At 62.3% G+C, this 15194-nt stretch carries 14 protein-coding genes; 6 read left to right on the forward strand and 8 right to left on the reverse strand.

What is annotated here, in order from left to right; translation table 11 throughout:
• Both A1351_RS25630 and ilvD read right to left on the reverse strand, forming a co-directional pair.
• Positions 1-407: hypothetical protein (locus A1351_RS25630; protein ID WP_210178247.1), on the reverse strand; the 407-nt coding region annotated here is incomplete at its 3' end.
• Between the two features lie 34 nt (positions 408-441).
• Entirely contained in the window at positions 442-2286 is a 1845-nt protein-coding gene (ilvD, locus tag A1351_RS07405) for a dihydroxy-acid dehydratase (RefSeq protein WP_026598494.1), read from the reverse strand.
• Between the two features lie 113 nt (positions 2287-2399).
• Between ilvD and A1351_RS07410 the strand changes: the two genes are divergently transcribed.
• Together A1351_RS07410 and A1351_RS07415 are read left to right on the forward strand one after the other, a co-directional pair.
• Positions 2400-3494, forward strand: a complete 1095-nt coding sequence (locus tag A1351_RS07410) for an NAD(P)/FAD-dependent oxidoreductase (protein ID WP_064032661.1) — start codon at positions 2400-2402, stop codon at positions 3492-3494.
• A 127-nt stretch (positions 3495-3621) separates the two neighbouring features.
• Entirely contained in the window at positions 3622-5019 is a 1398-nt protein-coding gene (locus tag A1351_RS07415) for an exopolysaccharide biosynthesis polyprenyl glycosylphosphotransferase (protein WP_245291608.1), read from the forward strand.
• 110 nt (positions 5020-5129) lie between these two features.
• Here A1351_RS07415 and A1351_RS07420 read toward each other — a convergent pair whose 3' ends face one another.
• Together A1351_RS07420 and A1351_RS25245 are read right to left on the reverse strand one after the other, a co-directional pair.
• Positions 5130-5402, reverse strand: coding sequence for a hypothetical protein (locus tag A1351_RS07420; RefSeq protein ID WP_024879751.1), 273 nt, complete (start codon positions 5400-5402; stop codon positions 5130-5132).
• Positions 5403-5636: 234 nt separating this feature from the next.
• Positions 5637-5828 carry a hypothetical protein gene (locus A1351_RS25245; RefSeq protein WP_166671857.1) on the reverse strand — a complete coding sequence of 64 codons (192 nt, stop codon included), beginning with the start codon at positions 5826-5828 and terminating at the stop codon, positions 5637-5639.
• Between A1351_RS25245 and A1351_RS07425 the strand changes: the two genes are divergently transcribed.
• The 4 genes from A1351_RS07425 (at position 5815) to A1351_RS07435 (ending at position 8606) form a co-directional block, all read left to right on the forward strand.
• Positions 5815-6990 (forward strand): cyclopropane-fatty-acyl-phospholipid synthase family protein, encoded by a 1176-nt coding sequence (locus tag A1351_RS07425; protein ID WP_245291609.1) that lies wholly within the window; start codon positions 5815-5817, stop codon positions 6988-6990. The genes A1351_RS25245 and A1351_RS07425 overlap by 14 nt on opposite strands.
• A gap of 10 nt (positions 6991-7000) precedes the next feature.
• Positions 7001-7570: a hypothetical protein gene (locus tag A1351_RS07430; protein WP_064032664.1), complete on the forward strand. Its 570-nt coding sequence runs from the start codon at positions 7001-7003 to the stop codon at positions 7568-7570.
• 575 nt (positions 7571-8145) lie between these two features.
• A complete protein-coding gene (locus A1351_RS23830) occupies positions 8146-8352 on the forward strand; it encodes a DUF2158 domain-containing protein (RefSeq protein WP_083967212.1) in 207 nt (68 codons plus the stop codon).
• The gene (locus tag A1351_RS07435; RefSeq protein ID WP_064032665.1) at positions 8349-8606 is read left to right on the forward strand and encodes a hypothetical protein; all 258 of its coding nucleotides are present in this window, start codon (positions 8349-8351) and stop codon (positions 8604-8606) included. The genes A1351_RS23830 and A1351_RS07435 overlap by 4 nt, the downstream gene beginning before the upstream one ends.
• Before the next feature lie 149 nt (positions 8607-8755).
• Here the strand turns inward: A1351_RS07435 and A1351_RS23835 are convergent, their stop codons facing one another.
• From A1351_RS23835 to A1351_RS07455, 4 genes are all read right to left on the reverse strand, one after another.
• A complete protein-coding gene (locus A1351_RS23835) occupies positions 8756-9994 on the reverse strand; it encodes an STAS-like domain-containing protein (RefSeq protein WP_083967213.1) in 1239 nt (412 codons plus the stop codon).
• 247 nt (positions 9995-10241) lie between these two features.
• On the reverse strand, positions 10242-12458 hold the full coding sequence (locus A1351_RS07440) for an AAA family ATPase (protein ID WP_064032666.1): 2217 nt from the start codon (positions 12456-12458) through the stop codon (positions 10242-10244).
• A gap of 1 nt (position 12459) precedes the next feature.
• Positions 12460-12927, reverse strand: a complete 468-nt coding sequence (locus A1351_RS07445) for a hypothetical protein (protein WP_064032667.1) — start codon at positions 12925-12927, stop codon at positions 12460-12462.
• 343 nt (positions 12928-13270) lie between these two features.
• Complete coding sequence (locus tag A1351_RS07455; protein WP_064032669.1) at positions 13271-15037, reverse strand: hypothetical protein; 1767 nt, start codon at positions 15035-15037, stop codon at positions 13271-13273.
• Positions 15038-15194: the final 157 nt, after the last annotated feature.

The following is a 15194-nucleotide window of genomic DNA, read 5'->3' on the forward strand; positions in this document are numbered from 1 at the left end:
TCTTCGGACCGACACTTAGTAAAACATGCGGCCCTGAGCGGGTAGCCTTCCGGCTGGCCAGGACGGAACGGTTCGTTCGGATGCTTATACTCGACGTGCAGAGCCAAGGTATGGCCGAGAGTATTTCGAAAAAAGAAGATGGCATCCGATTCCAAAGATCTGCTCCCGGCGATGCGACATGTGCAACGGTCGTCCTTTCCGCAATGATAGTTGGCCCAGAATGGCTGTATCGTCGGCTTTTTGCGCCACCGAACCGCGCGCTGCTCGTCGATTAAAACGGGAGCGCCTGCGTAATGCGCTTGCGCTCGCGTTCCTCGGATGAGCCAATCGCGAACGGTGATCGAATTGAAGACCGCATCTGCGATCGCATCGAGAAATGGCTGCGCCTTTTCCGAATATGCCGCCATGTCTCATCTCATGAGAGAAGTCTGTCGAACTCATTCACTCCCCTGGAACCTCGCGCACGGCGCCGCGCGCGGCGCTGGTCGTCATCGCCGCATAGGCGCGCAGAGCCTTCGAGACCTTGCGCGCGCGCTTGGCCGGCTTCCAGCCGTCCTTGCCGCGCGCGTCTTCCGCCGCGCGGCGCTTCGCCAGCTCGTCCTCGGAAACGGCGAGGCGGATGGAGCGCGCCGGAATGTCGATCTCGATCTTGTCGCCTTCCTTCACCAGACCGATGAGGCCGCCCTCGGCCGCCTCCGGCGAGACATGGCCGATGGAGAGGCCCGAAGTGCCGCCGGAGAAACGCCCGTCGGTGATGAGCGCGCAGGCTTTGCCGAGGCCCTTCGACTTCAGATAGCTCGTCGGATAGAGCATCTCCTGCATGCCGGGGCCGCCGCGCGGACCTTCGTAGCGGATCACCACCACATCGCCGGCGACGATTCTGCCATTCAAGATCGCATCGACCGCGGCGTCCTGGCTCTCGAAGACGCGCGCCGGACCGGCGAATTTCAGAATGGAATCGTCGACGCCCGCCGTCTTCACGATGCAGCCGTCGAGCGCCAGATTGCCGGTGAGAACCGCGAGTCCGCCGTCCTTGGAGAAAGCGTGGTCCGCATCGCGCACGGCGCCTTTCTCGCGGTCGAGATCGAGCGCGTCGAAGCGGCGGCTCTGGCTGAAGGCCACTTGCGTCGGCACGCCGCCCGGCGCGGCGCGGTAGAAAGTCGCGACGCTCTCGCTATTAGAGACGCGCACGTCCCAACGCGCGAGCGCCTCGCCGAGCGTCGTCGCATGCACGGTCGGCAGATCGGTATGCAGCAGGCCGGCGCGCGCCAGCTCGCCGAGAATGGCGTAAATGCCGCCGGCGCGATGCACATCCTCGAGGTGAATGTCCGGCACGCTGGGCGCGACCTTGCACAGGACCGGCACGCGCCGCGACAGGCGGTCGATGTCCGCCATCGTAAAGGGGACTTCCGCCTCATAGGCGGCGGCGAGAATATGCAGCACCGTATTGGTGGAGCCGCCCATGGCGATGTCGAGCGTCATGGCGTTCTCGAAAGCTTCGAACTTTGCGATGGAGCGCGGCAGCACGCTGGCGTCATCTTGCTCGTACCAGCGGCGGGCGAGATCGACGATGAGATGGCCGGCCTCGACGAAGAGGCGCTCGCGATCGGCGTGCGTCGCCAGCACAGTGCCATTGCCGGGCAGAGCGAGGCCGAGCGCCTCGGCGAGGCAGTTCATCGAATTGGCCGTGAACATGCCGGAGCAGGAGCCGCAGGTCGGGCAGGCCGAGCGCTCGATCACCTCGACATCGGCGTCGCTCACTTTGTCGTCGCCGGCCGCGACCATGGCGTCGACGAGGTCGAGCGCGTGGCTCTCGCCATGCAGCACGGCCTTGCCGGCCTCCATCGGGCCGCCGGAGACGAAAATGGCGGGGATGTTCAGCCGCAGCGCGGCCATCAGCATGCCGGGCGTGATCTTGTCGCAATTGGAGATGCAGACGAGAGCGTCGGCGCAATGGGCGTTGCACATATATTCGACGCTGTCGGCGATGATCTCGCGCGAGGGCAGGGAATAGAGCATTCCGTCATGGCCCATGGCGATGCCGTCATCGACCGCGATCGTGTCGAACTCCTTGGCGACGCCGCCGGCCTTCTCGATCTCGCGCGCGACGAGCTGGCCGAGATCCTTCAGATGCACATGGCCGGGCACGAATTGGGTGAAGGAATTGGCGACGGCGATGATCGGCTTGCCGAAATCATCATCCTTCATGCCGGTGGCGCGCCACAGGCCGCGCGCGCCCGCCATATTGCGTCCATGAGTGGTGGTGCGGGAGCGGAACGGCGGCATGGGCGGCTCTCTTCTTCTTTCAAAAAGCGTGTCGCAGATGCACTATCCCAAGGAGCCAGACCCCGCAACCGGCCGAAGCCGGCGGAGCGTGAGCGTCGGCCGAGAGGAAGCCCATGGCGCGCGCATTGATCGTCGGCGCCGGCGTGGTCGGGCTCGCGGTCGCCCGCAGCCTCGCGTCGCAGGGCCATGAGGTCATCGTCGCCGAGGCCGGCCCTGCCATCGGCGGCGGCGTCTCCTCCCGCAATAGCGGGGTGATCCACGCCGGGCTCTATTATCCGACCGGCAGCCTGCGCCATCGGCTCTGCGTCGAAGGGCGGCGCGCGCTCTATGCTTTCGCGCAGAGCCATGGCGTCGCGCATCGCCGGCTCGGCAAGCTGATCGTCGCGACGGAGCCGGGCGAGGAGGAAAAGCTCGACGCTCTGCTGGCGAATGGACGCGCCAATGGCGTCGAAGGCCTTTCCGCCTGCAGCGCTGCCGAGGCGCGACGGCTGGAGCCGGCGCTCTCTTGCGCCGCGGCGCTGCTCAGCGCCGAGACCGGCGTCATAGACGCACCGGGGCTGATGCTGGCGCTTCGCGGCGAGATCGAGGATCACGGTGGCGCGATCGCTCTGGCGACGCCGGTTCTGGGAGCCGAGCGGATCGGCGATGGCTGGCGCATTCGCTTCGGCGGCGCCGATGCCGGCGCTGTGGAGGTCGAGCTTCTCGTCGTGGCCGCGGGGCTGCGCGCCCAGGCGGTCGCCGCCGCCATAGAGGGGCTCGATCCGGCGGCTATACCGCCGCTCATCCTCGCCAAGGGCAGCTATTTCGCCTTTTCCGGCCGCGCGCCCTTCACGCGGCTGATCTATCCCGCTCCCATCGATGGCGGGCTCGGCGTCCATGTCACATTGGATCTCGCCGGCCGCATGCGCTTCGGGCCGGATGTGGAATGGATCGACGCCGAAGACTATCGCGTCTCCGCCGCCCGCTGCGCCGATTTCGAGGCGCGCATTCGTCGCTACTGGCCGCAGCTGCCGGCCGAAAGGCTCGTTCCCGACTATGCCGGAATAGGGCCCAAGCTCACCGGGCCGGGCGCGCCCGCGGCGGATTTTCGCATTCTCGGCGCGGACGATCACGGGCTCGCGGGGCTGGTCTGCCTGTTCGGCATAGAGAGCCCGGGGCTCACCTCGGCGTTGGCGCTCGGCGATCATGTCGCCGCCTTGCTGGACTGAATGCCCCGTCTGTCTCGAAATAACGCATATGCGAGACTTGCGTTGATGGAAAATTAAGCTAGATTACTTCCGAATATTTTCGGGGTTGACTAGTATGTGGTTGGATTTCTGCGACTCGCGGGACGTCGTGTGGTCCCGCAGATCGACTCGTAAGTCGAAACGAATTTCGCTCCATAATTTTTCCGCCGGATTTGCCGCCTTCGACATTGTCGCTCTGATCGTCGCGGGCTTCGCATGCGTGGGGCTTCCCGGCGGATCGGCAGGAGCCTCGCCGCAGGAGTGGCAAATCTGGGCGATTTTCTTCGCCGCCTCCCTGCAGTTCGGATTGGCGCATATCTTCGAGGTCTATCGGACGTCGAGCGTGCTCGATCGCCGACATGTGCTGCGGCGCGCGACGCTGTCTTTCCTCGCCACTTTCGCCTTGATGATCTGCATCGCTGCGGCGACGAAATCGGCCGAGAGCTATTCGCGCCTCTGGTTCTTCTCTTGGGCCGGGTCGAGCACGGCGATCGCGGTCGCCGCGCGTGCCTTGATCTTGAAGCGCATCCGCGAGGCGCTGGCGGAAAGCGCCTTCGTCCATCGCGCGCTCTCGGTCGGCGTGCTCTGCGACCCGCTGCATCCGCGCGAGATCGAGGGCGAGACCCGCAATGAGGAGGTCGTGGTCGGCTACGCCAAATACGCCGATCTCGCCGAGCTCGCGGATTTGTCGGATCGCATCGTCCAGGACGAGATCGACCATGTCTATCTCGCAGCGCCCTGGGCCGAGATACCCAATGTTCTGCGCAATCTCGACATGCTGCGGCATCTCTCCACGCGCGTGTTCGTCCTGCCTGCGGATCGGCGCGTGCTGGCGGATGTCGTCGGCGTCGCGAAATTCGGCGACCGCATCTCCTTTTGTGGAATTGAGGAGCCGATCCACGGCTGGAGCCTCTGGTTCAAGCGCCTCGAGGACATTGCTCTCGCCTCATGCGCTCTCATTCTGCTGGCGCCGCTGATGGCGGCGACCGCGCTGGCGATCAGGATCGACTCCCCTGGTCCGATCTTCTTTCGACAGCAGCGCGTCGGCTTCAACGGCCGCATTTTCGAATTGTGGAAATTTCGTTCCATGTTCGCCGAGAAGACCGATGCGCACGCCACCGTTCAGACCAGTCGCGGCGATCCGCGCGTGACGCGCATAGGGCGCCTCATCCGGCGCTCGAGCATCGACGAGCTGCCACAATTGATCAATGTGATCCTCGGGGATATGTCGATCGTCGGCCCGCGTCCGCATGCGCTGGCCACCAAGACCGACGGGCGCAATCTCGAGGAGCTGGTCGAATATTACGCCGTGCGCCACAGGGTGAAGCCGGGCATGACCGGCTGGGCGCAAGTCGAAGGGTTCCGCGGCGAGCTGGACACGCTGGATAAGCTGCGCAACCGCGTGGACTGCGACCTCTATTACATCGACAATTGGACGCTTCTACTCGACGTCGGCATCATATTCCGCACCATGATGATGGTGCTGCGCGATTCGCGCGCTTATTGAGAGAGGCGGCGCGGCGTCTGATCGCCGAGCCTAGGGCTGCTGCGACGAGGGCCGCGCCACGGCCGGCCCTCGGAAAATCCCGCGCGCTTCGTTAATTCGCTGCGCTTCCCTCACCACTCCCGATTCGCGTCATTGATGATGACGACGCCGATCGCCTTATCGGCGTCCATGCCGCTCGACAGCCTGTGCGGGCCGAGATGGTCCTTGCTGTCGGGGTATCGATTGAGCATCACCAGCTCGATCATGGGCGCGCCGCAGTCATAGAGGCTGTCGTCCTCGCCATGGACCAAGACGCGCGCGGCCGCGGGCAGCTTCTGCAAGGCCTCGATCAGCTCGCCGACCGTCTTGGGGCGCTCGCGGGTGAATTTCGGTTCCTCGGCCAAGTCGATCTCCTCTTACGCATCAGCCCTCGCCTGCGGCGCAGGGTCGTCCATGCAGAGACGCCCATGCAAGAAACGGCGCGCAGGGCCGGCCGGGCTTCATCCCGCCGCCGGCGCAAAAAAAAGCCGCCCCGCGATGGGGCGGCTCGAAAAAGGCTCAGGAGAAGGTCGAGAGGAGGAATTCCACACTCTGCCGCTGTGGCTGGTCTGAGAGACCGGGGCCGGTGAGCGACCTGCTCACAATGGCCCGCGCCGGATCGCGGCGATGTGCGTGAACGCACGGGCCGGCGGCGCGGCGGCGTGGCCATGCCCGCATATTGAAGCATGGGCGCACGGCGATATCTGAGGTTTCGGCGCTTTGCCGAACTCCAGCCGGACGTCGCAAATGACAGCGCTGTTTTCGCTCGAACGGCTCTTGACGAGAACCATCGCAGCGGGCTCGCTGACGCTCGTCGGGCCGGACGCCGGCGTGCGCCGCTTCGGGCGCGGCGCGCCGGAGGTGACGGTCGAGATCAAGGATCGCAATCTCGCGCAAAAGCTGGCGCTAGCGCCCGATATCGCTCTCGGCGAAGCCTATATGGACGGCTCCTTCGTCATAGGGAGCGGCGATATCTACGATTTCTTCGACTTGTGCTTCGCCAATTTCGGCCAAGGCTACGGCCATTGGCCGTGGCGCGCCGGCGCCATGGCGCGACGCATGCAGAAGCGCCTCGCGCGCAGCAATTCGCCGAGCGCCGCGCCGGACGAGATTCGCGCGCATTACGATCTCTCCGATGAGCTCTATGCGCTGTTTCTCGATTCCGGGCGTCAATATTCCTGCGCCTATTATCTGACGCGGGAGGACTTGGCCGAGCAGGCGCAGGAGCAAAAGCTCGCCCATATCGCCGCCAAGCTGCTGCTGCGGCGCGGCCAGCGCGTGCTCGATATCGGATGCGGCTGGGGCGGGCTCGCGCTCTATCTCGCGCGCGTCGCCGATGTCGAGGTGACGGGCCTCACCCTCTCGCAGGCGCAATGCGACTATGCACAAGAACGCGCGCGTGAGACGGGTCTCGACAATCGCGTTCGGTTCGCTGTGCAGGATTATCGCGAGGAGACCGAACATTATGACCGGATCATATCGGTCGGCATGTTCGAGCATGTCGGATATGGCCGCTATTGCGAATATTTCGAGAAGCTGCGCGCGCTTCTCGTCGAGGATGGCGTCGCGCTGGTCGACACCACGGGCAGCGCCGCCGGGCCGGGCGCCGGCAACCCATGGATCGAGAAATATATTTTTCCCGGCGGCCAGGCGCCCGTTCTCTCGGAGATCAGCGCGGCGATCGAGCGCGCCGGCCTCTATGCGACCGACATAGAGATTCTGCGCCTCCATTACGCCGACACGCTGCGCATGTGGCGACGACGCTTCAAGGACAATTGGTCGCGCATGGCGGAGATCTACGACGATCGCTTCTGCCGCATGTGGGAGTTCTATCTCGCGAGCTGCGAGGCGGGGTTCCGGCATTCCGGCCTCGTCGACTTTCACATTCAGCTGGCGAGGCGCATCGACGCCGTGCCGCTCACCCGCGACTATCTATATCGCACGAGCATATGAGGAGACAGTCATGGCGTCCGGCGAGGAGACCAGCCAAGTTCGCGAGGCTGTCGGCGTGTTCGACACCGCCGACGCGCTTCAGGAGGCGATCGACGAATTGCAGACATCGGGCTTCGATCTCGCCGAAATCAGCCTGATGGCCGGCGAGCAGACCGTCGATGCGAAACTCGGCCACGCCTATAAGAAGGCGGCGGATGTGGCGGACGACGCCGATGTTCCGCGCGGCTCGTATATCTCGCCGGAGTCGATCGGCGAGGCGCAAGGCGCGCTGGTCGGCGGACTCGGCTATATCGGCGCCATTGGAGCGGCGGGGCTGATCTTCGCGAGCGGCGGAACCATGGCGGCCGCGCTCGCGGCGGCGGCTATCGCCGGCGGCGGCGGCGGGTTGGTCGGAGCGCTCTTCGCCAGGCTGATCGGCGAGCATCACGCGCAATATCTGCAAGAGCAGCTGGATCGCGGCGGCATATTGCTATGGGCGCGCACGCGCGACGCGGCGCATGAGAAAAGCGCCATCGAGATTCTCAACAAGCACTCTGGCCGCGATGTCCATGTGCATGGCGTGCCAGACGCGCCTTTGTGAGCGGCGCGTGGTCGTCCTCTTCTCGGCGGCGAATGAGACAATTCGCCGCCGAGCCGTATTTCGAAAATCAGCGCGACTCAGCAGACGACGACGCCGTTGCGCTCAGCTGCAGCCTGTGGTGCTGCCCCATAAATATGGGTACCCATCGAATATCGTGTGTATGTAGAATGGGTTACATTCAGAATATTCCGATAGCGATATTCCGACTTAGTTTTCCGCGAACCCCTGACCTTCGGAGCCGCCCCCCACTCCGACGTTTTGGCACAGCCGTGCTCGCCCGCAAGGCATCCACGCACTGCGTGCGCGGACCCTCCTTGCGCGCTGCGCGCGCCTGCGCCACACGCCTCCGTGAGGGGCGGCTCCGAAGGTCAGGGGAGAACGGGGGAGGCTGTCCCGAGCGCGTAGCGTCGGGTTTCATAAAGTTCGTTTCGGGGCTCACCAAAGGTCAGGAGCGAGCGGCTTCGGCGGAGAATTTCGGATTCTATAACGCGCCGGGCGAACATTCCGTGCTAAGAAAGACGCGCGGTAAAACGCACTGACACAACCTGATGCGTCGTTCATGTAGGAAGGGACCAATGGCCGACCCTAAAAATAAGACGTATGCGTTTAAACAAGGAGATATTGTCGTATTGAAATCCGGCGGTCCGCCCATGACCATAGACGAACTCCCCAATTTGATGTTGGACTCATATTCAACACGTTGGTTTAAAGGAGCGACACAGGAGCACGGTCGCTTCGGCGAGCATCTCCTTGTGAAATATGAACCTCCGGCCAAAAAATGACAGAGCAAGACGCCGCCGAGTGGATGTTTGACATGTTCATGGCGAAGCGCTTCCTTTACCAAGAGGAAGCGGCTACTCATCTACTTCACCTCCATAACGAGGCACTCGCCTACTTTGACGAAAATGGGAATGTTTGCGTCGGAAAAGGCGTGCTTTCAGCATTCAATAAGCTAACACCCGATGCTGTGTATGAGCGTGCAGCAAAGTTTTGGCGGGACCGGTTGCCGAGCGATCTGCCAGGTCGTCAACAATAGTTTCCGAATCGCACCGTTCGGATAAAAGGCAAATATAGAACTTTCGGACGTACGTCAGCTCCTGGCGTGACGTAGCCGATTGTGAAGCCGAAACAGTGGCCCGAAGCGGATCTTCAATGCGCGACTGAATGGACGCTTGGAAAGCAATTCTAATTACTGACGCCGAAAGCAAGTCGTTGAGTTATTGCGCGATCAATAAGCTGTCGTACAACAGTGTTTCCACCGCTTATTTTGACTCGATTCATGAACATAATCGGCCCAAGTTGAGCAAACAGCTTTCCAAATACCTCGTCAGCAAAGCTGCTGCTAATTAAAGATACTTGATCCAGTTTGATCTCAATTTGCTTCGGCGATGCGGCCAATAAGTTTTCAATTTTAATTCGAACTGGTTTTGCTACATCGCGCGATCCAAATGACTTTGACTCGTCCTTCAATATTATTACCGCACCATCTTGGTCGGTAAGTTTGTCAACGTAAGAGTAGCCCGGCGTATATTTTTCGCCACGAAATGAGAGCGCTTCCGCCAAAATATCTGGGTTCGCTGTACTGATTCCACAAACGATAGCTGTACCTGAAAACGGAATCGCTGGTTGCGTTACGTGTAGCCCTCGTCTTTGTGTATAACTTAATAATGCATAGCCTGAATATATTGAAAAATAACCCTCTGAGAGTTTTGCGAGGCGAAATGATCCGTATAATCCATTGCCCATATTTGTAGCTCTATTCCGAGTGACCCCCTCTTGTATTGCCTGCTGTAACGCAACGACATCACTATTCAAACTAGTGTGCGTGTCTCTCAAAGTTTTTGGAATGCCGACACCAGTATCACATACAACGAATTCAACAATGTTTGATTTGCTTTTCGTGGTAAGTTGAACCACTCCGCCCTGCGGGCTACTGGCATGATTCAAAACGTTATCAGTGATCTCGTTGACCGCCCACTCCAAAGCAGCCAATTGATCACGCGAAAAGCCTTCCAAAGAGCTCAGAAGCTTATCTACAACTTGGTTGACAGCTTGGAAGTGAGTATCAGCATTGTCATAGCTAACAGCAGGGATATGCTTGCCTGATGTATAATTGGACGGTTCATATTGCCTTGGGTCAATTAAATGCGCCCAGTTTGAATTTATAAATAGCCGTGACAACAGGGAGTCTGTTGGAAGCTCAAGCATCGTATCAACGCCTGCGAGTAGCAAATCGCGACAGCGCGCGGCGAACGGGAGCAGCTCTGCTGCGAAGCCTTTAGTTACGTTGCGCATGTCAATGTTGACCGACCGATAGCCTCTGGTCATTTTGAGATTGTGAAGCGCAGCGTTGGCTCTTTGAAGCGTCTCCCTATCGAATTCACCTGAAACAATCAGGTTGTTCATTTCTGTTTGAATACTCACGGCACCTCAGCCAAATGGGTTGTCGACGCCTTCGAACTCATAGCAGATGTGGCGTCCAATGTCATTTGCGTCCAATGTTATTTTAGTGTCCGCTTCTGACGCGACCTTCCGTTCGGGCGGCCCATGTCGCATTGCTGCTTCAGAAGAATGGCAATGGCATCCCTATACGCAGCGGGTGTCTAGGCTGATCCGATTGTGGCGTCTCTCAGGCATTGATAGCACGTAAATCTCCTGATTCTCTCTAAGCTCAAGGCCGAGAAGTGACCCACTCGAATCCCACCTCGCGCTCCTCTGCCGCCCACCGCGCCCCCAAAGCCCGCCTAAGAGTCTTCCTGCTGCCGACGATGACCACCTGGTGTTCGGCCCGCGTGACCGCCGTATAGAGCCACGAAGGGTCGAGGAGCTGGCACGGGGTCAGGGCGACGATGACGCGTTCCGCCTGCGAACCCTGCGCCCGATGGCAGGTGAGCGCGTAGACCAGCGAGAGGTCGATCAGTTCGGCGCGCTCGAACAGCAGCTCGTCGCCGTCGAATTCCGCGTGCAGGCCGCCCGACGCCATGTCGACCCGCGTCACCCGGCCCAAGCTGCCGTTGAAAAGACCGCGCCGGTAATCGTTCCGTTCGAAGATGACCGGCTCGCCGACGGAAAACCATGCGCCGAGCGCGCCGACCATTTCCTGCGTCCCTGTCGACTCGACGTGAGCATCGTGCATGCGGCGGTTCAGGGTCGCGACGCCCGCGCTGCCTTCCCGCGTTGGGACGATGATGAGTCGGTCATGGCCGGCGAGGTCATGGTAGGCGTCCTCGACGCCTTCGGCGATCGCAGTCACGGTCTCGGCTTCGATCAGGCTGACGCCGGCGGCGAGGCCTCGATAGGGCGACAACGCCGGGATCTGCCGCTCGCGCAGAACGGCGGCGACCGCCGGGATCCCCGAGTCCTCCGTCTGCCGGTGGACGACGTCGAGCCGGGTCGTGATGCCGGGGTCGTCGACGAGCTTGTGGTAGACCAGACCGAAGGAGACCGGCGGGAGCTGTCGCTCGTCCCCGACCAGCAGGAGGCGACTTCCCTCCGGCATGCGGCGGAGGAGCGCGTGCATCGTCGCCAGATCGACCATCGAGGATTCGTCGATAACGATGAGCGTCTCGGCGGTGATCTCGGCGAGCGAGCTGCGCTTGGCTTCGAGAATGATGCGCTCCTCCTGGTCCATGTCTTCCGTCGCGAGGCGCGCCGTGATCGTGTCGCGCTCCTCCAGCTCCCTGAGGGTGCGGAACAGGGTTCTGGCCAATCGACCCGTCGCGCGCGAGAGGCGCAGCGCGGCTTTCCCGGCGAGGGCGGCCAGCAGAACTTTCCCGCCCGCGGCTTCCCAAACCGCGCAGACCGCCCGCGTCGTATGGGTCTTGCCGACGCCGGCGCCGCCTTGGAGGCACGCCAAGGGGCGGGAGAGCACGGTGGCAACCGCCGCCGCTTGTTCTCGATGCAAGGCGCCGTGTCCGTTCATCGCGGAGAAGGCGGGAGCCGCAACCGTCAGCGTGGGCGACTGTCGGAGCATGTCGCGCAGTCTCGCGACGACCGCCTCCTCCATGATCGCGCAGCCCGGCGCCCGCCACAGGCCGCCCCTGCCGGAAACGAAAGCCCCGTTCCGACGGCCCGCTTCGAAGGCGGCCTGCACGCGCGGATGGTCCGAGCGTATCTCTCCGAGCTTCCTCGCCAGCATGGGCAGCAGGGAGCGTTCCTCCGCGGCGGTGGATCCCGTCGCGATGACGTCCTTCATCACCGCATCGGCGGCCCCGACGAGCCGGGCAGGGGCGTCCTGCGGGTTCTGGACGCCGGCCTCCCGCAGCAGGCGGCGCCCCAAGTCGTCGACTTGGGGCCACGGAAGGAGCGTGACCAGAGCCCATGGATTGTCCTTCAGCCGCTCGATTGCGGCCTCCCCGTAGACGGCGGCGACGCGACGCACGGTCCGCAGGTCGACGACGCCGAGGCGTTGCAGCCAGGCGACGAGGCGCGCTTCGGCGTCCGCCTGCCGCCATTCGCGAACGAGGAGGGCCGCGAGCCGGGGGCCGAGGATCGGTCGATCGGGCGCGATCACCTCGGCGAGGGCCGGTATGTCGCCCTCGCACAGGATCCGAGGCAGTTCGTGCCCATATGTGCGCCATAGCCGCTCGGCCCTGTCCCTGCCGATGCCGGGCACATGGGTGGCGATATAGGACTTCAGCAGGCTGCCGCTGGGCAGCACTCGAGTGACGAGGGTCGCTTCGATCTGAGGCCCCCATTGGCTTCGCACGATCGAGCCTTCGACGTTCCAGGTCTCTCCCGCCGCCGGTTCGCCGGCGATAGCACGTTGTTTCGCCTTGACGCGCACGGTCGAGCCGGCAGCGGCGATTTCGCCGTCCATCGCGCGCCCGGCGAAGATCACGCCGAAGGCACGGACGGCCAAGATTCGTTCGACGAGGACGATGCTCATGTCAGCCGACGCTCCCGGTTCGGAGAAACATGCCCGTTTCCTCGATCAGGCGGAGCTGCTCGCGGAGGACAGTGTTCTCGCGCCTGAGGGATTCGATCGTCGCCTCGCGCTCGGCCAAGGCCCGCCGCAGGTCCGACGTCTCGCCAGAGAGCCTGCCGATGCGGCTTCGCGCGGCTTCGTCGGCCTCGTCGGGGGCTCGGGAACCGATCGGCGCCAGTCCCTGTTCCTCCGCGATGCGATTGACGGCGATCTGAAGTTCCGGCTTGCGAAAGAAATGCTGCTCATGGCTGGCGATCACGCGCGCGTCGAGAGCCATCAGATCCTGAACGAGGCGGCGGACGTTGACCTTGTCGCCGGTCATGGGAAGGGTGGGCTCGCGGCTGCCGCCCGCCAGCCACGCCGTGTGCAGACGCTCGAGGTGCGGCTCGAGCACGCCGAGGAGAATAGGCACGATCGAATCCCGCGCCATCAGCGTCGCCCCTGATCGATCGCGACGACATTGGAGCCGGTCGTTGTGCTCTTGAGGCGCGCGTTCTCGGCTTCGAGAGCTTTGACCTTCTCTTTTAGGTCGGCGATCTCCTGATCGCGTGCCGCGTAGTCGAGTTCGGCCTCGGCATAGCGTTGCATGAGCATTTTGACGTCCTCATTGGCTGCGTCCATCCGCTCCGTTACGGCCTTGCGAATGCTCTTCACGCCCCTATGCAGCTTGGCCTGCCGCTCGGTGATCCAAGTCTTCAGATCTTCGCGCATTTCTAGGTGATGCGCCTTTTGAAGGGACGCGGGGCTGAGGCCCGCGCGGCGCAGCACCTCCGCTACGGTGAGCTTTCCTTTCGCGAATGGGTACAGGCCATCGTTTTTTTCGATGTCGCGCTCGATTTTCCTTTTGGCCGCTTCGATCTGGGTGCGGGTGTGATCCGCTTTTTTTCCGGCGGCTTTTCGCCCTGCGGCGGCGATGCCTTCGTTGCCTCGGCGTCTGCCGATCTTGCCGTGCATGGCGGCGCCTCCATTGCGTCGTGGCGCGAGTTCCAGATGCGTCTGGCGACGTCGTTCCGAGCCAGAATGCGCTCGCGAACGTCGTCCCACCGCTTCAGGTTGGCGAGGATCTGGCCCTCGATGCTGGCCGCCACCATTTCGGCGCCCTCGGCCTCCGCCGCTGCGAGTTCCCGCAGCAGGACATCGATAGACTGCTCACAATGGTCCCGCGCGCGCGCCATCTCGAGTCGATGGTCGCAACTGGTCCGACAGGCGCCCGGGTCTGGTTCACCCCTGCCTTTCGTGCAGGGTCCGAATTCTCCCAATTGCTTGGTGCACAAAACTCCAGGACGGATCATCTGCCATGATCGACCGCCAAACGTCAGGATTTCAATGGCCTCGCGCAAAGTCTCCACGTCGAACCGTTCGATGCCGCGTTGCATTCGGAATGCTTCGAGCCCTTTTGCCAGGGTCGCCGCCGCCGAACCGCCCGCCACGCCGTTCTCCACGTCCGAGATCGCCTCGCCGGCGAGCGCATAGGAGACCTCTTCCGCGACCTCCATCACTTCCTTCGCGAAATCCGGCTTCGACAGCATGTAGGTTAGCGTCATCTCGGGATCCCGGTGGCCGAAAAGGTCCATCAGGACAGCGGGCGCCTCGACGATGGCGAGCGCGACAAGGCGACCCACCGTATGTCGCCATCTGTGAGCGTGGGCGCGGGCGCCGCCAGCGAGTTCGGTCATGCCGAGTTGATCGACAGCGGAAACGATCGCTCCAGAAAAGTCGAGCATTAGCGAGCCTGCGGGTGTCTTGTCGCTGCCCTTAGTCGTGACCCACAGGTGATTGGCGTGGGGAGGTCTCAGCACCGACGCGATCTGCTTTTGGAATAGCAAAGCCTTCTCCGCGGCAGGATGCAGGGGCCAGTCGCGTTCTTTACCTTCTACTTCGTCGTAGAGTTTGAAGGTCCTACCCCCGTACCGGCCCTCTCCCGCGCTATCGATCGACGCGTCCGTCGCGCTGAGGACTTCGCCCATTCGGGCGCCTGTGCAAAGCGCAACTATGCAGAAATTCAGCGCTTGAAGGATGCTGATCATTTGGTTGATCGCGCTTGCTTCGCGCGGAGGCCATGACGTCGAGCTTACCGAGGCAAGGCCCTCCCGTAGCCTAATTGGCCAAGGGAGCGACTGGAGCGGATTTCCGTCGACGTCGCGCCAGTCCATCGCCTCTATGATCGAATGACGCTTTTCGACAATTCGCGGATCACTTGTCGAAATGCCGCGTTCTCTCGCTTTCTCTGTTGCATGCTTGAGTTGGATCCAGCACTCAATGAGTTGTTCAGCCAGATTGCCGTGGAACCACAGCGTGAATTGCATTAGTTCGGTGACAAACCCGTCTGGAAGCGGCAGGAAGTGACGGGGCTTTTTCTGAGGCTTCGCTTTTTGCGCGGGCTCTCCACACCGAATATTTTCCGGGATGGGATCGGAGCCGACGGGCATTTTTTCTTTCGTTGGATAGTCGGAAAGGATGCCGCGACAACCGAGGTCCTCGAGGTTGCGTTTCATCGTCTCGGGATGTGGCGAGGTGCCGTTGAACTCCGCCTCGATCATCGTCCTCCAGTCTTCGAGCGTAAGGTGGCCCCATAGCCGTCCATCCAGCGACGGTCGGTGCGTAACGGACCAACGGGCCGCTCTAATCAGCATAGAGCAGACTCTGATCCATGAGGTCGGCTTATAACAGCGGATGCCGGTTTGAGTACGTCGAGGT

Origin of the sequence: Methylosinus sp. R-45379 (assembly GCF_001644125.1) — a bacterium.
Lineage (GTDB): Bacteria > Pseudomonadota > Alphaproteobacteria > Rhizobiales > Beijerinckiaceae > Methylosinus.